At 45.8% G+C, this 18062-nt stretch carries 18 protein-coding genes; 4 read left to right on the top strand and 14 right to left on the bottom strand.

The genetic code is table 11. From position 1 onward, the window contains the following. Positions 1–321: 321 nt before the first annotated feature. Positions 322–1284, bottom strand: a complete 963-nt coding sequence (locus FC82_RS01305) for a LacI family DNA-binding transcriptional regulator (protein ID WP_054759158.1) — start codon at positions 1282–1284, stop codon at positions 322–324. 70 nt (positions 1285–1354) lie between these two features. Next, positions 1355–1858, bottom strand: coding sequence for a methylated-DNA--[protein]-cysteine S-methyltransferase (locus FC82_RS01300; RefSeq protein WP_054759160.1), 504 nt, complete (start codon positions 1856–1858; stop codon positions 1355–1357). Between the two features lie 136 nt (positions 1859–1994). Between FC82_RS01300 and FC82_RS01295 the strand changes: the two genes are divergently transcribed. Both FC82_RS01295 and FC82_RS01290 read left to right on the top strand, forming a co-directional pair. Beyond that, on the top strand, positions 1995–2561 hold the full coding sequence (locus FC82_RS01295) for a bifunctional transcriptional activator/DNA repair enzyme AdaA (RefSeq protein ID WP_056995993.1): 567 nt from the start codon (positions 1995–1997) through the stop codon (positions 2559–2561). Then, a complete protein-coding gene (locus FC82_RS01290; RefSeq protein ID WP_054759166.1) occupies positions 2548–3201 on the top strand; it encodes an endonuclease III domain-containing protein in 654 nt (217 codons plus the stop codon). The genes FC82_RS01295 and FC82_RS01290 overlap by 14 nt, the downstream gene beginning before the upstream one ends. A gap of 186 nt (positions 3202–3387) precedes the next feature. Here the strand turns inward: FC82_RS01290 and FC82_RS01285 are convergent, their stop codons facing one another. The 6 genes from FC82_RS01285 to FC82_RS01260 all read right to left on the bottom strand — a co-directional run bounded on the left by FC82_RS01285 (position 3388) and on the right by FC82_RS01260 (position 10082). After that, positions 3388–4206 carry a hypothetical protein gene (locus FC82_RS01285; protein ID WP_056995992.1) on the bottom strand — a complete coding sequence of 273 codons (819 nt, stop codon included), beginning with the start codon at positions 4204–4206 and terminating at the stop codon, positions 3388–3390. A 289-nt stretch (positions 4207–4495) separates the two neighbouring features. Continuing rightward, positions 4496–5689 (bottom strand): iron-containing alcohol dehydrogenase, encoded by a 1194-nt coding sequence (locus FC82_RS01280; RefSeq protein ID WP_056995991.1) that lies wholly within the window; start codon positions 5687–5689, stop codon positions 4496–4498. A gap of 360 nt (positions 5690–6049) precedes the next feature. Next, positions 6050–7240: an aminotransferase class I/II-fold pyridoxal phosphate-dependent enzyme gene (locus FC82_RS01275; RefSeq protein WP_054759172.1), complete on the bottom strand. Its 1191-nt coding sequence runs from the start codon at positions 7238–7240 to the stop codon at positions 6050–6052. A gap of 11 nt (positions 7241–7251) precedes the next feature. Beyond that, the gene (locus FC82_RS01270; RefSeq protein WP_056995990.1) at positions 7252–8388 is read right to left on the bottom strand and encodes an aminotransferase class I/II-fold pyridoxal phosphate-dependent enzyme; all 1137 of its coding nucleotides are present in this window, start codon (positions 8386–8388) and stop codon (positions 7252–7254) included. 665 nt (positions 8389–9053) lie between these two features. Further along, positions 9054–9626, bottom strand: a complete 573-nt coding sequence (locus FC82_RS01265) for a hypothetical protein (RefSeq protein ID WP_054759175.1) — start codon at positions 9624–9626, stop codon at positions 9054–9056. A gap of 12 nt (positions 9627–9638) precedes the next feature. After that, a complete protein-coding gene (locus FC82_RS01260) occupies positions 9639–10082 on the bottom strand; it encodes a hypothetical protein (protein ID WP_056995989.1) in 444 nt (147 codons plus the stop codon). A 203-nt stretch (positions 10083–10285) separates the two neighbouring features. Between FC82_RS01260 and FC82_RS01255 the strand changes: the two genes are divergently transcribed. Both FC82_RS01255 and FC82_RS01250 read left to right on the top strand, forming a co-directional pair. Continuing rightward, a complete protein-coding gene (locus tag FC82_RS01255) occupies positions 10286–11284 on the top strand; it encodes an apurinic/apyrimidinic endonuclease family protein (RefSeq protein WP_056995988.1) in 999 nt (332 codons plus the stop codon). A 153-nt stretch (positions 11285–11437) separates the two neighbouring features. Then, the gene (locus FC82_RS01250; RefSeq protein WP_056995987.1) at positions 11438–12184 is read left to right on the top strand and encodes a hypothetical protein; all 747 of its coding nucleotides are present in this window, start codon (positions 11438–11440) and stop codon (positions 12182–12184) included. Between the two features lie 41 nt (positions 12185–12225). Here FC82_RS01250 and FC82_RS01245 read toward each other — a convergent pair whose 3' ends face one another. The 6 genes from FC82_RS01245 to FC82_RS01220 form a co-directional block, all read right to left on the bottom strand. Then, positions 12226–13077, bottom strand: coding sequence for an energy-coupling factor ABC transporter ATP-binding protein (locus tag FC82_RS01245; RefSeq protein ID WP_056995986.1), 852 nt, complete (start codon positions 13075–13077; stop codon positions 12226–12228). 16 nt (positions 13078–13093) lie between these two features. Then, on the bottom strand, positions 13094–13768 hold the full coding sequence (cbiQ, locus tag FC82_RS01240; RefSeq protein WP_054759187.1) for a cobalt ECF transporter T component CbiQ: 675 nt from the start codon (positions 13766–13768) through the stop codon (positions 13094–13096). 17 nt (positions 13769–13785) lie between these two features. After that, positions 13786–14172, bottom strand: a complete 387-nt coding sequence (locus FC82_RS01235; RefSeq protein WP_056995985.1) for an energy-coupling factor ABC transporter substrate-binding protein — start codon at positions 14170–14172, stop codon at positions 13786–13788. Then, positions 14169–14921, bottom strand: coding sequence for an energy-coupling factor ABC transporter permease (locus tag FC82_RS01230; RefSeq protein WP_054759191.1), 753 nt, complete (start codon positions 14919–14921; stop codon positions 14169–14171). The genes FC82_RS01235 and FC82_RS01230 overlap by 4 nt, the downstream gene beginning before the upstream one ends. A gap of 959 nt (positions 14922–15880) precedes the next feature. After that, positions 15881–16891: a lipoate--protein ligase gene (locus FC82_RS01225; protein ID WP_054759193.1), complete on the bottom strand. Its 1011-nt coding sequence runs from the start codon at positions 16889–16891 to the stop codon at positions 15881–15883. A gap of 111 nt (positions 16892–17002) precedes the next feature. Next, complete coding sequence (locus tag FC82_RS01220; RefSeq protein ID WP_054759195.1) at positions 17003–18013, bottom strand: lipoate--protein ligase; 1011 nt, start codon at positions 18011–18013, stop codon at positions 17003–17005. Positions 18014–18062 lie beyond the last annotated feature (49 nt).

The raw sequence follows: 18062 nt of genomic DNA, 5'->3' as shown, positions 1-18062 counted from the left end.
TGAATCCCTCCTCGAAGATTAAGCGAAAATAATTGCAAACGTTTTCTACAACCCATATTATGCAACCGCTTGCACAATAATGCAACCGGTTGCATTAATTTTTTTAAAAATGACGGGAAACGAAAGTCACTCTTTTCCCGCCACGTTGGGCATTATAGCCGTATAACTTTTTTTCAACTTTTTTTGTTTCATAAATCGGTTGCCAACCAGCCCTAGATCAAAAATTGCATGTTACAAGTTGGTTGTTTCGAACGCCTTACTCAGAGCTGATTTGCTATAAAAGGCCACCTGTTGCCTTGCCGCTATGCACATTGAACTAGGTTACCGTTCAATTGTAAACGGAATCATCTCCGACCGTTTCTGCGGGTCAAACAAGACACGTACCGCAGCTGCTCCCATACTCTGTGGATACAATTCCACAAACCGGACTGATTCTCCCATCAAAAAGTTGTTCGACCGGTTCCGGTTAAAACTGATCAACGGTACATCGCGGTTCAATTGTCGCCATAAAAGCTGATAGATCATCAACCCAAGCGCATCATCAGTTGTGACGATGCCTTCAATGGTCGACCGGGTCGTTAAGAACTGGGCCACTGCTTGGTCTAATCTGAATTCACTTTGTTTAGGCAGTTTCAACACTTCGGTTGGTACCTCAGCAGCCGCCATCGCTTTTTGAAAACCCATCCGCCGTTTGCGTTCAAATCCCTGTTCCGGATCTGACTCCACAAAAAGCGTGCGTTTGGTTTCAAATTTATGAATCAAATACTCGCCGGCTTTTTGGCCTGCCAATTGATTATCATTGTTCACGTAACACTCATCGTCAGCGTTTGGATCCCCAATGACCACGTAGTTGACTTTTTGTGCCCGCAGCAACTTGATCACAGGATCGTTGCTCTTGGAATACAGCAACACGAAATAGCGGATCAGCCCCTGACTGATCAGTGATTCAACGTTGGCAGTCAACTCTGCCATGGTATTGGCGATTGCTACGGACAGCACGCCGTTGCGCGCCCGCAGTTCTTCATTGATGCCCATTAATATATCCACGTAAAACGGGTTGGATGCCGGACTCAGTTCACCAGGTGGAAACACCACCCCAATCGCGTTAGAAACGCCATTGGTCAGGTTTTTTGCATTGTAGTTTGGCATGTAACCCATTTCGTCAGCCAGTGCCTGGATTTTATCGCGGGTCTTTTGACTGATTTTCGGATGATTGTTTAACGCTCGTGACGCGGTCGATACCGATACGCCAGCACGCTTGGCAATGTCTCGAATTGTAACCATGACGATCCTTCCCTTCCCTTAGTTCTATTGTACCAGAAAAGCAATAGGATAGGCCGGTTTCGTGGCGTTTCTAGCTGTTTTGCTGTTCTATGTTTAGTAAGTGTTGTTTAAGGGCGATTCCACCGCGATACTCTCCCACGCTGCCGTCTTTACGCACAACACGGTGACAGGGCAGCACAAACAGCAGCGGATTCTTCGCGACTGCTGTGGCAACTGCACGGATTGCCTTGGGTTTGCCGATTTTTTCGGCGAGTTGGCTGTAGGTCAACCGTGTCCCGTATTGAACGCTGGTTAACAGATATTGCCAGACTTGTCGCTGCAGGACAGTCCCAGTAACGAAGGTTACGGGACAGCGAAGCTTTTTTGTTTGCCCGTTAAAATAAGCTGTGAGCGCCGCGGCTGTCTCAGTTAAAATTGGTGGCACGCCCTCAACGAACGTGATCTTAGGCAAAAAGCTGACCGGTGTGTCAGCGATATTTCCAGGTGTTCCCACAAAAACAAGTTCGGTTGCTGTCCCAGCTAACCAGGTCAACTGCCCGTTTACTGGGAGCTGTGTTTGATAATAGGTTGTCATAACCTCACCTCCACGAACAAGTGTAGCAAATATTGGATAGAAAAAGTTTCACTATCTGGTTTTCTAATCTCCTATCACCCTATGTTCACCCATTTTGCGTTATGATTAGAATTATTAAAGAGGAGGGATGTCATCCATGACTGAACATCGATTAACCGCCCGTCGCTGGCAAGCAATTCAACAAAACGACCGTCAATTTGACGATGTTTTCTGGTACGGCGTCACAACGACGCATATTTTCTGTCGCCCTTCGTGCGCATCGCGACTGCCTAAAAAAGACCACATCCAAATTTTTACGAGTCCGCAAGAGGCCATTGCTGCGGGCTTTCGACCTTGTAAACGGTGTGCACCGACTGGTCACCCCGTAAATAACCAGCTCTGGGTAACAGAGATCGACCAAGTTTTGAGCGCACATTTCAAAGAACCGCTCAGCATGACAACTTTAGCCGCATATGTACACGGTTCGACCTCCTATTTACGCCACACCTACAAACAGGTGACCGGCATCACGCCCCAACAAAAATTAACCGAACTGCGGTTAACTGAAGCAGCCAGATTGCTGGCATCAACATCACAGTCCGTCAACTGGATTGCTGCCGATGCTGGGCTGCCGAACGTGCCCTACTTCACGACCACCTTTAAAACAAAATTTCACGCCACACCCAGACAATATCGAAAGGAACACCAACATGCCGACCGTTGATCTAACCAAACTTTACCAAATTATGAGTGCCCACATGGGACCATCCGGCTGGTGGCCCTCCGACACCAAACGTGACATCATCGTTGGTGCGATTTTGGTACAGAACACATATTGGCGAAACGCTGATAAATCGCTTGTCAATCTTAAGAACGCCACCCAGATGGACGCGCAAAAACTGCTTGCGCTCTCCCAAGACGATCTGATCGACCTCATTAGACCCAGCGGCTTCTTCAAAAATAAATCTAAAGCGATTCACAACGTTTTTCAGTGGTTTGAAGACCGTAATTGGAACTATCACCAAATTTGGCTGGACAACCGCGCCACCCTGCGACCGCAACTGCTAAAGCTGCCCGGCGTTGGCAATGAAACCGCCGACGACTATCTCGTTTACATTTTCGACCAACCCGATTTCATTGCTGACACGTACGCGCGCCGACTGTTTACCCACTTGGGCTACGAGCACACTGACAGTTATCCGCATTTGAAACAACAAATTTCTCTGCCGAGCATATTTACGTTTGAAATGGCGCAAGATTTTCACGGTTTGATCGATAACTTCGGCAAACAGTATCTGCAACATGAAGGTGATTTTGAAACCAGTTTTCTGATTGATGAGATGCCGAATTTTACCCACATGTAAAGGCTGGGTAAAATACGCCTACGGACAAGTATCATTACAAATTTGGCGCGTCCAGATTATCTGGCTTAAACCTGTAACAAGTCCCTACGCATAAACCGCAGAAGCGCTCCTAGCTAAAAATCCAAGTTGGGATTATCAGCTAGGAGCGCTTTTATTGAGTGGTGAAATCGGCTTTTGTCCCACTCTTTATTTTGTCAATAAATCGCTAGTCGGCACTAAGTAAATGCCCCATGACCCATACCCTGAGGTCCAGGTCTTGTACGTTGAACTGTCATACCCGTGCGGTGTGGCATAGATTCCGATTTGCCAGCCTTTGTACCCTGCACGTTTAGTCGTCGTGTAGCCCTGTTTTACCAGTTCGGCAGTCACTTGCGCGGTGTAGGATGTTTTGCTGCTGACGGTCGTCCAGTTAAACGGCGAGAAAATTCCGACCGCTTTTTTATTTGTATCCGTTTTTGAGTATTTGGCCGCAGAATTAATGCCCGCGTTGAGGTCCGTTCGCGCATCCGTCGATAATGATGTGTTCAGCAAAGTTCCAGGGAACAACGCCAAAATATCGACCTGCAGTGTGGCCGCCTCACGAGCTGATTTAATGCCCGCTAAACCGCCACCGTATGACAATACTTCAGCGTTCTTCGCCAGCTTATCGCTTGGATTATTTCCCTTGGTTAAATAGCTGCGCCAAACGATGCCGCTGACCTTCCCGGTATTGTTGATGACTTGATAGTAAATACCCGACTTTTTACCGGCCTGTAACTTAATACTTTTCGACAGGTACCAGGTTGTTTTCGGATAATTTTTTAGATTATGCAATTTCTTTGTGTGCGCAGTATTCCACATGTAGGCCGTCTTTTTAACGTCCTTCGCGTGAAACGGCACGTCATTATACGTCTTTGTCTTCACAACTTTATAAGTGGTCGCCGCGTTAACCTGCGGCTGGCCAGCTCCCAGCGCGACACCCCCAACAAGCAGCGCCAGCACCCCAACGATAAGCTTCCCTTTCATAGCGATTCCCCCCTGTGTGTAGTTTGCCCTTATTATGTTAAATGTAGCATATTGAGCATGGGTTGAGCAAACAAAATGGCAGCGCTCTCTTTTAGATGTACAAAAAAACAAGAATTGTCGAAAAAAGGCCAAGCATTCGGTTTGAATACTTGGCCTTTACTATCTGATTCTGTTTAAACAAGATTAATCATGATGAGCTATTAAGCCGTCAAAGAGTCGCTCAGCATAGCAGCAGTTGGGTGAACGATCTCAACGTTTGTGGTCAATTCAGTCACGGGATTTGTTGTGTCTAAAACGTTTCCGGCGTCATTGAATCTTTATAGATGGCGACCACATCATCAGGTGTCAACTTAATATAGCCCGCAGTTTCCAGCTGGCCTTCCTTAACGCCAGCGTCTGCCATCGTTGCAAACTTGGTCTCCTCATTGATACCGACGTCGGGCAGCGTCATCTCGGCGCCTAAAGAAGCATTCCATTCGTACGTTTTTTGAATGGCCTGCTTAGCCAACACCAGATCATCGTCACCAGTCAAATGCCAAACGTTTCGTGCTAAACGGGCAAACAATGGCAAAGTTGTTTCGTCTTGAATGACCTTTTTCATCCAACGCGGAGTGAGGATTCCAAGACCAATACCGTGGGTGATATCGTAGTAGGCGGACAGTTCGTGTTCTAATGGGTGAACAGTCCAGCCCGTCACGTTGGCAACACTCACAATGCCGTTTAATGCCATGGTCGATGACCACATGAGGTTGGCACGAGCATCGTAGTTTTTAGGGTCTTTAATGGCAATTGGTGCCCACTTAATAACCGTTTGCATCAAACCTTCGATCATACCCTTTGAAACGTCGTTACTGTCATCACGGTCAAAATACTGTTCCGTTAAATGACTCATGATGTCGATGGAGCCAGCAGCAGTCTGACGAGCAGGAACGGTCTCCGTTAACTCTGGATCCAAAAACGAAACGGCTGGTGTCTCAGGCACCCGAGTTCCGATTTTTTGGTTGATTTCAGGGTTCGAGATGACCGCATTATGGTTCATTTCAGTCCCAGTGGCTGACAAAGTAAGAATGTCGACGATTGGTAACTGACTCAGCTTGTAGCTGTCAGCACCGTTTGCGTTAACGACCAAATCCCAAGCATCGCCGTTATAGAACTTAGCAGATGAAATGACTTTGGCTGCATCAATGACCGAACCACCACCAACGGCCAAAATCACGTCAACATTATTGTCCTGTGCCAATTTCTGCCCGTCGCGAACGGAACTGATCTTTGGATTAGGTTCAACCCCGCCAAGCTCAACAATATTGAGATCCTTCAGTAATTCTTTAACCCGGTCATACAAACCGGATTTTTGAATGGAGTGACCCCCATAAATAAACAGTACGTTGTCCCCATATTGTGAAACAGCGTCATGTAACTCATTGTCAATATGATTCTTACCAAACCGAATGTCGGTCGCGTTCTTAAAACTAAAATCCTTCATTGTGAACCTCCTGTGAGCGGGTACCTGTACCCGTTGTTATTGTACAGTTACTAGTAAAGCACTTAGAGGTGGGTGTAAGTCAAGGAAAGAGTGTGAAGCATGGTGCCTGAGAGACTTCGATCTTAAACCCAGAACTGTTTTTTTCAGGTACAATTTCTGCTATTTTTGCCAAAGACCCGATTGATTTCCCATTTTTCTGTCCTCGAGCCTAAACGTGCAACACGGTGCAACTCCTTAACCGCCCCTGGTTCTGCACTCTAAAAAAAGCCCCCACCTTTTCGATGAGAACTTTTCTTGACTTTATTCATTTGAAACCAAAGTGATAGGAATTCGAATCAAGCCTTATAAGGTTCCCCAACCCTATCGGCCAACTGGGACGTCAGCCTTTTGACTTGCTGCGATTTTTGCGAAAGCCTGCGCAAAATCGGCCTTCAGATCATCGACATCTTCAACGCCTACGGATAATCGTAATAACCCATCGCCGATACCGCACGCGTGGCGTTCGTCAGCGGTCAGTTCTGCGTGTGACATCTTTGGTGGATACGAAATAATGGATTCCACTGCCCCCAGGGAAACTGAAAATACTGGAATTTTGAGTTCTTTGACTAATTTTCGGACATTGTCTTCAGTACCAATATCAAACGATAATACCGCACCGCCGGAGGTTGCCTGACTGAGTTGCACATCGTGGCCTTCGAAATCTTCCAGGCCAGGATAGTTGACCTTTTCAACAATTGGTTGTTCTTCAAACCATTTTGCGAGTTCCAACGCATTGTTAGCTTCGGCTTTGACCCGAATGCCTAACGTTTTAATTCCTCGCAGCAACAACCAGCAATCACTAACACCAAGGGTGGCACCCATTGCGTTTTGAATAAAGTAGATGGCATCGCCTAATTCCTTAGACTTTGTGACGATCAGACCAGCTAAAATGTCGGAGTGGCCGGCCAAGAACTTTGTCCCGCTGTGTAAGACTAAATCGACACCCAGATCCAATGGTTTCTGGAAAATCGGGGTCATAACCGTGTTATCAGCAAATACTAATGCATCATGACTGTGGGCAATTTTGACCACTTGTCTGATATCCGTCACCTTTAAGGTTGGGTTTGCGGGTGTTTCGATGTAAACCAACTTGGTGTTTGACTTGAACGCCGCCTCCAGGGCCTCTGGATCATTACAGTCAACGAAATCATATTCGATGCCGTAGTTGGGCAGTAATTCAGTCACCAAACGAAAAGTCCCGCCATAAACGTCACTGGTTACGATGACGTGGTCGCCTTGATGTAAGGTCAAAAAGGCGGTTGAGATGGCTGCCATCCCAGTTGAGAAGGCAAATCCGCGTGTCCCATGTTCGAGTTCAGCGATGCTGTCTTCCACAACGTCCCGAGTTGGGTTGCCGCTTCGGGTGTAATCATACTTGCCAAAGTGGTCTAAGTCTTTTTGTTCGAAGGTTGAAGACAATTGGATTGGCGGGTTCAATGCACCCGTTGATGGATCTGGTTTTGTGGTCGTTTTGATAACCTTAGTTGCATCTGAAAAATCTGAAATACTCATGTAAATTCCCCCTAGTTTGTGGTCTTGATCGTGTTTTTAGCTGCCACTGAAATGGCGTGATCCAAATCGTCAATTAAATCGTCACTGTTTTCGATACCAACGGAAAGTCGTAACAGATTTCTAGTGATGCCCTTGGCTTCCCGCTCAGCAACGGACAGATCCTTGTGTGTTTGAATGGCAGGAACAGTCATGAGACTTTCAACCCCACCCAAACTTTCAGCAAACGAAATGATTTCAAGATTCTGCAAAATGGTATTGACCCAACTTTCATCGCGGACGTAAAAGCTGATCATACCGCCATGACCCGGATAAAGGACTTTCTCAACGGCTGAATTCTTTTCCAGATCAGCCACGATGGCTTTGGCGTTACGTTCATGTTGTGCTAAACGTAACGGCAAAGTCTTCAAACTACGGAGTAACAACCAGCAATCGAAGGGATCCAAGACGGCGCCTGTGGTTGTTAAATTATGGTCAATCAGGTCGGCGTCGTCTTGGCTCTTACAGACAACCGCACCGGCTAAAATGTCGTTGTGCCCGCTCAGATACTTGGTGGCACTGTGAACCACGATATCGGCCCCTTCGTTCAATGGTTGTTGCAGCAACGGCGTGTAGAAGGTGTTATCCACGATAACTTTCATGCCATTTTTGTGGGCAATTTCAGCCGTATGGTGAATGTCAATAATCTTCATGGTTGGATTAGATGGTGTTTCCAGCCATATGCCCTTCGTTTCGGCGTGTTTTGTCAATTCGGTCAAACGCGCATAATCCTGGCCGTCCCAGAGGTCGAATTTCAACCCGTAATTATCGGTCAACAGGTCGAAGAACCGAAATGAGCCGCCATAAAGGTCATCAGAAACAACAATTTCGTCACCAGTCTTGAACTGGGTAAAGACCAATTGAATGGCCGCCATCCCAGAACTTAACGCGAAAGCCGTGTCGCCGTTTTCCAACTTGGCTAGGGCTTGTTGCAACTGATCACGTGTGGGATTCGTTTCCCGAGAATAATCGTAACCCGTTGACTGACCTAACCCAGCGTGACGGTATGCAGTTGAGAAGTACAATGGCGTAGAAACAGCGCCGGTTTTTTCATCGTCTGAACGGTTTCCTGCCTGAGCAAGAATGGTTTCAATATGTTGTTTTTTTGTCATTCGAAGACCTCCTAGAATAGAAAAAACCTCCGCCCCTAAAGTATCGGGACGAAGGTTTCGCGTTACCACCTGAAATTTACTTGAATCTCACAATTCAAGCCTTGAAAAGTACCCTCACCTAAATGAGGAGACTTTTGCAAGGTAACGATTGCTGACGGATTCGGTAGCCCGTGGACCCCGAATCAGGCTCTGAGATCATCTTCAGTCGTTGAACAAGGCTGCATTTCACCAAGCACAGCTCTCTTAACAAGTTCACGCAACTTACTCTTCTCGTCATTGCCTAATATGAGATTGGTTCTAATTTAACTCTCATTTAATGTTCATGTCAACCTTTTTTTGTAAAAAAATTTAGTTAATCTATAAACGGTAAAGTTTGGCACTTAATGATTATCGATGACGTGCACGCCAACAAAAAATCCCCCCAGCCAGCCTAAACTGGTTGAGAGGATCAAACGCAGCCACTTATTGCTAAGTGAGTTCTCAGAAATCCACATTTCCTTTGAACTATGGCACCCACAATACGGTGGGAAAAACGTGCCCGCTGCCAGAAAATCACCTAGCCGCTTGCGCAGACCGCCATTACTGACGACGTGATTATTCTCGACTCATCGCATGTAACTACAATAACACGTTTTACCATCCTTGTGAAGCTAAAGTTCTAGACCTTACTTGTCCGTTTTCTTTGGGGTCTTCTTGATCGTCTTTTTGGCTGTCGTTTTTTTTGCCTGCTTTTTCTCAGCGTCGGCTTCTTCCTTGGCCTTCAATGCATCCGTTTCGGCCCGGTGTACTTCATTGGTTTTAATCGCAGCCAGTTGCGTATCCAACCACTCGCCGATAGATTCAGCCATGACATCTTGGTGTGTCTCGAAATCTTCAACTGAAGCCACCTTATCAATGCGCAGTGAAGACGCGTTCACGTCTGGTGATTCGATGACACTGTATACGTTGACCGCCATATCGTCTTCATCTGACAGCATCTTCTTAATGGTGTTGACGTACCGCAACGGGAGGTTGATGATGCTGGTCTCCAAACGAAATTCAATCTCATCGTCCGTAAAGGCTAAGGTTGCTGACGCGAGCTCGCCCTTCTGCACCGTTTCTGAGACAAATTCAACGATCGGTGTTAAAACAGCCTTCTTCCCTTGCTGTTCCAACGCCCCCCGGGTAATTTCAAACCGTTGTGCGGTCACCTGTTCTGTTTCTACCTTTTCAATAAAGTCTGCTACTGCAATTTCCATATTAGACCTCGATTATTTTTTTTGTTGTTCCTGCCATTTCTTGATATCTTGATACTTTTTTTCGTCACGAATCTTATCCAGACGGTGCCGATACCGAAACGCTAGTATCATCCAATAGCCGTTAAAGACCAGCGCTGCAAGACTCGCAAAAATCATCACAGCCTTGATCGTCATATTGGCATCGCTGGCGTTGATCATGCTTAAAATCACGTTGACCAGGGCAACGGAATAAACAATGATCACCAACGCTAACACATAATAGCCGGCGTTATGACCAAGCGCACCGATAATGATTGGTATGAAGTATAGCACACCAGAGACGATCAGTGATTTAATCATATCACTTGTGCTGATCTGACTCTTAAGTTTAACAAATTCAGAAGACATTAACAGGTTAATGATTGAAAATAGCGCCCACGATACGATACCTAAAGACACCAGTTGCTTTTTTAACATAAATAAACTCCTTAATTTATCGGTCGGTTAATGGTTTTACTTGCCCGACTAACAACATTCTTCAAATCGCTACTAAAATTGTAGCATAGTCGCTAATAGTTGAGCAAGCAAGTCAGTAAAGGAATGTAAGGGGTTAAATAAAATGTTGCTTAGGGTATAATTTAAACAGGAAGAAAAGCCATTAGAAAGAGGAAGTCACCCCGATGGAATACCTAATCAACATGCCCTTAAACTGCCAATCAGTCGATGAATTTGCCAGTGAACAGGCGTTACGGGATTTTTATGGCCAGTATCGCTGCCAAGGAATCGAAGGTATTTTGGTGGGCGCTGATGTGTCGCCAAAAATCAAACCGGATATGGTTCATGGTCTGCACCTGAGCTTTTATCCGACCTGGATGCCCTTATGGGAAAACGACCGTACCGCATTGACGACCGAGTTTGGTTCTAAGGACGCTTGGACGCAATTTTACCAAGCTAAGGACAAGGAAGCGCTGATTGACATCTATGGTCAGCAACTGAAAAAAGCGCACGAATTGGGCGTAGAATACGTCGTGTACCACGTGGGAGACACGACGCTGAAGGATCTATATAACTTCGACCCGTTGAAGATCGATGCTGCCAAGCAGCTACGACTTTTAGATGAAACGGTTGATTTTGTGAATACCCTGTATGAGCGTTTCGGTGCCTTCATGGATTATGATTTTTTGTTTGAAAATCTCACAATCGGCGGTATGAGCTTACTTGATACCGATTTTCCGACGGCTTTGTTGGATCAGGTTAAAATACCGAACATCGGCATCGTCCTTGATACAGGTCACTTAACTAATACGAATCTCAAGCTAAAAAGCCAGGCAGAAGCCTGCAACTACATTTTGGACGTGCTGGACAACAACAGGGCAATTCTCCCTCATATTAAAGGCATGCACATCAACTGCAGCGTTCAAACTCGGCGGATTTTTTTCGACGAGGTCAACAAAAATCTGCCGTTGAACAAGGATGCTTCCTACTTGGACCAGTTTGCGCAGGTCTACGGCCTAATAGGTAAGGTCGACATGCACCTGCCGTTCGATGACGCCGCCATCCAACGCGTAGTCGACTGCATCCAGCCAGATTTCATCGTCAACGAACTCGCCCACCATAACCATGACGAATGGGGTCAGCGGATCAGCACGCAAATGACCGCGCTTGGGGTGTTGACGTAACGTCAAAAAATAGCGACTAAGCATCGCGCCGTTACGCCATTTTACTATTAATTTACCCATCGTGACGAGCAAGAAGGTGTCAACCAAAGTTACCCTAAAAATCTACCGAAACGAACATAGCACTAAAGTCAAAAACACGTTCAGGAGGCGCCAATGAGTCAATTTCAATTTAATATCATTATGCTAGCGGTCAATGCCATCGTGGCATTCTACTTTGTTCGAATATTCGCCAAACAAATCGTCTCCTACGAAGATTACGAGGGTCAGTTCACCATGATGACCCAGTATCTCAGTGCCATTAGAACCTCCTTGCAGTCACGAGAAGGGCGCTCGCAAACCGCTATTGCCCTGATGCGTATGTACATCATCCCAATCCTCGTCGCCTGTTTGCCCTCAATCGTCCACATCACGATGGTCGGTACTTCTGACATGACGGATATCCTTGGCATGGTGGCGTTCATCTTGCTGTTTGGGTCATTAGCTTGGCTCACCAGTCGGCTGATTACCAGCAATCGCATTTGGCTGCCAAGAAAATTTTTCAATTCCATCGTCCACAATCTCTGGCAGGAGTATCAAAAACTCGCCCACATCCCAGAATATCTCAAGTCGGAGATGCCAGCTGAACCACTCACCACGGACCAGCTGGAAGTCGTCCACGATGAAGCCAATCGGTTGTCAGACGGTGATGAGCGAGAGTATTTGTTTGCACTGCTGTCCATGTACCTAATGCACACCGACCTCCTGCAGGCCGAAGCACTGATGGCTGAAGACTTCGCACACAAATCGGATGATAAACGTCATAAGGAATACAACCGCTACGTGCATATGCAGCACATGATTGTTTACCTGACCCTAGGCATTTTAGCGGTTCAACTCGTGTTGCAAACTGTTAGATTTTAAACTAAAAAACGCATGGTGACCTATTGTCACACATGCGTTTTTTATCCTACTTCACTATTGGTGTCCAATTGTGCCAACATTAACTGCTGTGCCAGACCCCTATCTGCAAATAGCGCTTCTTTGTTGGGATACAGCGGTAAGTGCAGCTCTTGGTGCAGCTTGACTAACCATGGTTGGTCAAGCTTGCTGTCTAGTAACAGCTGTTCATCCAAGAAAACCGCTTCCTTTTCGCCGGATTTCACAATTTGACCCTGTTTTAAAATGTAGAAGTAATCGCAAACGTCATACATAAAGTCCATATCATGACTCGATAAAATAATTTTCTGCCCGTTAGCAATCAGGTGCTTGATCAAATCGACCATACGCTTTTTACCATCAGGATCCAAACCCGCTGTCGGTTCATCAAGTAACAGCCATTCTGATTGCAGAACTAGGATGCCAGCAATGGCCACCCGTTTTTTCTGGCCGCCGCTAAGATACTGGATCGGCTTTTCTTTGAGGTGGGAAATATCCAGTTCTTCTAAGACCCGGTCAACGCGCTTAGTGATCTCATCTTCCGGGATATCCAGATTATGCAAGGCAAACGCAACGTCGTCCTTCACGATGGAGTAGAAAATTTGCTGATCAGAGTTTTGAAACACAATTCCAATCTTTTGACGCAGTTTATTCAATCCTTTTTTGTTGTATTTGATGGGTTGCCCGTCTACCAGAATTTTACCGCCGGTCGGCTTGAGCATCCCGACTAAGTTTAGAAACAGTGTTGATTTCCCAGTCCCATTCGGACCGATAAACCCAATAACGTTAGCGCCATTAGCACCAAGCTGCAGGGAGATATCCTTTAAGATCGGCTTTTTTTCTTCATATTCAAAATCGATGTGTTGCAGCTCAATCATTATGTTATCCCCCCTCCTATTTAAATTCACCGTCGTACAGTTTCGCGTCCAGTGCGTGAACCATTTGTTCATAGTTGACAAAGACCTGCTCAAATAACATTTTTGCGAGAATGGCACTTGAACGCATGGCTAACCGAAAATTACGATACCCAAGGCGTAATTTTTGTGCTCGGTATATTTGTTCAAAAGCGTCGATGAAGATAAAGATAAACCGGTACATCAGCATCGTTTCTTCAATCATCAGCTTCGGTAAATGCACTGCTTTAAGCAGTTTGATAATTTGTTGAAATGGCGTGGTCAGCGCAAACCAGTAAGTGCAGACAACCGCCGTTAGTACCTGAAGACCTAACCGCAAGCCCTTTGGCAGCATTGCTATCGAGATGCCGAAGTAATGGCCAAACAGGGGCACCGGGTAGTAAATGCCAGCCTTCGTGTTACCCATTGTAAAAATGATGCCAATGATACTTAACAACAGAAATGGCAGAATCGCGTAAAACCAGATCATATACTTTTTAAAGGACATATGCGTGGCATACATCGTTGCGGCAGCCACGAAAATGATGGCAACGCCTTTGAGCGGTTGAAACGGTTGAAACGCAACCACCATGCCAAGAAGCCACAACAGCCCCTTCATGTTTGGTGACCAGCCAACAAATCGATTCGAATACGCGTATTTATCAATTGATAACATTTTCTACACCAGACTTTTTATTCTTGAGATGTGCCCGCAGATTCTTGAGCATCTGAACCGGCGTTGGCTTGCCGTTCACGTTCTTTTTTCTTACCATGAGCGTTACCGATGGCATAGGCAATGATCCCAGTTCCAAGGCTGCCTTGAACCGTAAACAACAGACTTTCAATTTCTCCCGAAGGCGGTGTCCAAAGCGGGTGCGCCCAGACTTTATAGTGCGGATCATTCTTCAAAATTTGGGCGGTGCCTTGATCATCACTACCAGAGAAACTGCCGTTTTTGGCAACAAAGAAGGGTAACAGCACTAAAGCAATCACGAGCAGCAGGAGAACAACGTTTTGAACCGTCTTTGACTTCCACTTTGGTTTTGGTTTCTGATGTGTTTGTAAGTTTGAATTGTTCATGATAATGCAGTCTCCTTCCAAAGGTTGTTACTGATAACCAGGTTGTAAACGATAACGGTGAGCAACCCTTCAGCAATGGCCAACGGGATCTGCGTCACAGCGTAGATGCCGAGGAATTTGATGATGGCCCCGCCAACGCCCGTGTTCGGATCTGGGAAGACAACGGCCAGTTGAAATGATGTGGTCACATAAGTCGACCAGTCAGCAAGGACGGCACAGAGAAACAGTGACACACTGCGGTTAACTTTAAATGCCCGACAAAGTTTGTAAACGCCGAAACCAACGAATGGGCCAACAATGGTCATTGAAAAACAGTTTGCGCCAAGTGTGGTCAAGCCGCCATGGGCCAAGAGTAAAGCTTGGAACAACAGGACGATGACACCCAGAACAGACATCACTCCAGGACCAAACATAACGGTCCCTAAGCCGACACCAGTGGGGTGAGAACAAGAACCAGTGACTGACGGCATCTTAAGTGAGGACAGCACGAAAACAAACGCGCCACACAACGCCAGCATGATTCGCGCATTTTGTTGTGATGACACCACAATTTTCTTCATCCGGATAATCCCATAGATAAAGAATGGTGCGCTGACGGCAAACCAGAAGATACACCATTTAGGTGGGAGCATCCCTTCCATAATATGCATCGCATGTGCATCTTGTGGATATAAAAAGAAATATAGTAATGAGCCGATTCCAAGAATCAGACTACTTTTTGGCAAATACTTTTTCATGACGTTTTTCATGAAAATCCTCCTCTAGCATTCAATAATACTTATAGTTATCCGATAGAAAGACCGCTAACGCATGATGAATGGTCGCAAATTTAAATAATAGCTTAATGTATGGGTTCTGACGTGACCAACTTTAACCGCGCGTTGTTATAGTTGGCATCCTTCATTGAGTTAATTTATTCACAAAAGAAAAGAAATCGCGCCAATGCGTTCGTTTTGGAACACTTCCAATGTACCATCTAAAATAATTACTTTTTTGAACTGTTCCCCAGGTCAACCGTCTACTCTACTTTATGACAAATTGGTTGTTGGGAATAAAGCGGTTTCAACTGTTTGTACGGTGTTGAACTAAATGTTTAAAAATCAATGCCATTATCTTGTCGTTTCTTGTCTTAAAATAAATAATATTATTAACTATTTATTGTATCCACATCAAAATAATCTGGTTTTCATTGCAATTTAAATCTTATATTATGATAAAGGGTACTGTAATTATTCAAATACTATATTATTCCGCGTTAAAAAGGACGTTCACTATCAGGCCTATACATTTCATGCCCCTCTTTTGCACTTCAAACCTTGTGCGAAACCTAAATAACGACATAATAGTATTAAAACATTGCTAACAGTCGGTTGTACATTTCACAGAGAGTGACGGGAAACAGTTAGACACCGGAACGTAAGAGCAGTTTCTGGGAATCCTGACTTGGATTTGACACTAACTGCTCTTACATGGCCGATCTCTGATTATTGAAATTCGTTTCCATTAGGTTGCCTGGAGCAGACAGTTTTAAAATTTATCTCCTTGGCTAAACATAGAAAGCGTGTTGAACACACTGCAGTTTTGACTCAAGTTGCACGATTTTTCTATTCTGCCAACTAAAGGGTGAAAGTCATCTCAAAAACACTAAAGGCATACAAAAACAGTCGTGCAGGAATAGCACGGCTGTTTTTAGTTCAAGTGACGCAAATTAAGCCAGCAACTCAATCAACTCATCCTTAGAAATCCCCATAAAGTACTTACTGATGTCCACATCCGCAAGTGCCCCTTCAAGAGATTCCCGGTCGTACTTGATACCGGTCAGCTTATCAGCCAAGGCAGTGACATCCTGTGGGCCAAAGAAGTCGCCGAAGAAGGTGATCTTGTTGATCTTGCCGCCCTCTACCAGAATCCGGGCATCGATGGTGCCTGAGGTAAAGTGTTGGCGCTTCTTAACGGTAAACTCAGGAGAAGTTCCGTAGACCCAGTCCCAGTTGTTATAATACTGTTCGTAGATCTTATCGATTTCTTTTTGCTCGTCTGGCGTCACGATGTATTCCTTGTCCTTGATTTCATCCAAACTATCAACGTGGAAGAGTTCCTTCAATAAAATATCTCGGAATTCTGGGACGGTGATGTTTTGGTATTCAGGCGCAAGGTACGGCTTCAAGTTGGCCACCCGTGACCGGACGGATTTGATCCCCTTTGACTTGATCTTGTCTTCTGGCACGTTCAGGGCATTTGCAATCACGTCCTGGTCCACGTCCAGCATCAAGGTCCCGTGGGAGAAGGTCTTGCCGTTCTTGGTATACATGGCGTTCCCTGAGAACTTCTTGCCGTCGACTAAAATGTCGTTCCGGCCAGAAACTTCAACGGAGCTGGCACCCATATCATGCAAGGCATCCACGATGGGTTGCACAAACGACTTAAAGTCGCCGAAGTGTTCTGACTTCGCATCCAGCACGAAGCTGAAGCACAGGTTGCCTAAATCTTGGTAGACCGCACCACCACCGGACAGCCGACGGGTAACGGTAATGTTGTTTTCTTCAACGTACTTCTGGTTGATTTCTTCAAGTGTGTTTTGATTGCGGCCAACGATGATACATGGCTTTTCATAATAGAACAGCAACAGTGGTTCCCCAAAGTCCTTGTTGTTCATTAAATATTGCTCGGTGGCCAAGTTACGGCCGATATCATGAGCGGTCATTGATACGTAGCGCATATCCAAACTTCCCTTCATCTTTTAATAACCAATTGTTTTACTTGTCTAGTTTAACACAGGGATGTAATCGGTTACAGCATTTGTGTCGCCAGATGGTCGAACAATCCGGCGTTAGCTCAATAATTTCACTAAGGTGGCATTATCGATACCGGCGAAGTAAGCAGTCGTGTCGATATCAGCTAAGGCAGTGGTCAGCGCGGCTTCATCGTAGCGCACACCCTGAAGTTTATCAGCCACTTCACTGGCGTCCTTTTCACCGAAGAAATCTCCGAAAAACGTAATGGTATCAATTTTGCCATCTTTGACGAGAATCCGTGCATCGATGGTGCCGGCGTCAAAGTGTTGGCGTTTCTTGACCGTGAAGTCGGGTGAGGTCCCGTAGACCCAGTCCCAGTTATTGTAATAATCATCATACAGCTTTTGAATGGCGGTCTTATCCGCGTCCGTCAGCGTGTATGCCTTGTCAGCAATTGCGGCGAGGTCGTTGACGTCGTAAAGTTTCTTCAGCAGCATGTCGCGAAAGGCTGGGACGTCCAAGTTTTGATATTCCGGTGCTAGAAACGGCTTGAGATTGGTGACTCGTGACCGCACCGACTTGATACCCTTAGACTTGATCTTGTCTTCCGGCACGTTCAGCGCATGTTCAACAACGCTTTGGTCAACGTCCAGCATCAGCGTCCCATGGGAAAACATCTTCCCGTTCTTAACGTACATGGCATTACCAGAGAACTTTTTGCCATCGACTAGAATATCGTTACGGCCGGACACTTCAACGCCGGTGGCACCCATTTCTTTCAGTGCATCGACAATTGGTTTCGTAAAGGCTTTAAAATCGCCGAACCGGTCATCGTCGCGGTCAACCACGAAACTGAACGACAGGTTGCCCAGATCATCGAACACAGCGCCGCCACCCGATAACCGGCGGGTGACTTGAATGTTGTGTTTCGTGACGTAGTCCTGATTAATTTCTTCCATTGTGTTTTGATTCCGGCCCACGATGATGCATGGGGTTTGATAGTAGAACAGCAGCAGGGGCTCGTCAAAGTCCTTCTCATTCATGAGAAACTGTTCCGTAGCCAAATTATAACCAATATCATGTGATTCCATGTTGTAGTAGTACATATCAGCACTTCCCTTTACAGCGTTACCTCGATTTTACAACTTTTTTCAG

This window comes from Secundilactobacillus collinoides DSM 20515 = JCM 1123 (assembly GCF_001435975.1).
Lineage (GTDB): Bacteria > Bacillota > Bacilli > Lactobacillales > Lactobacillaceae > Secundilactobacillus > Secundilactobacillus collinoides.
The sequence above is the reverse complement of the archived record's forward strand: the minus strand, read 5'-3'. Positions and strand labels throughout refer to the sequence as shown.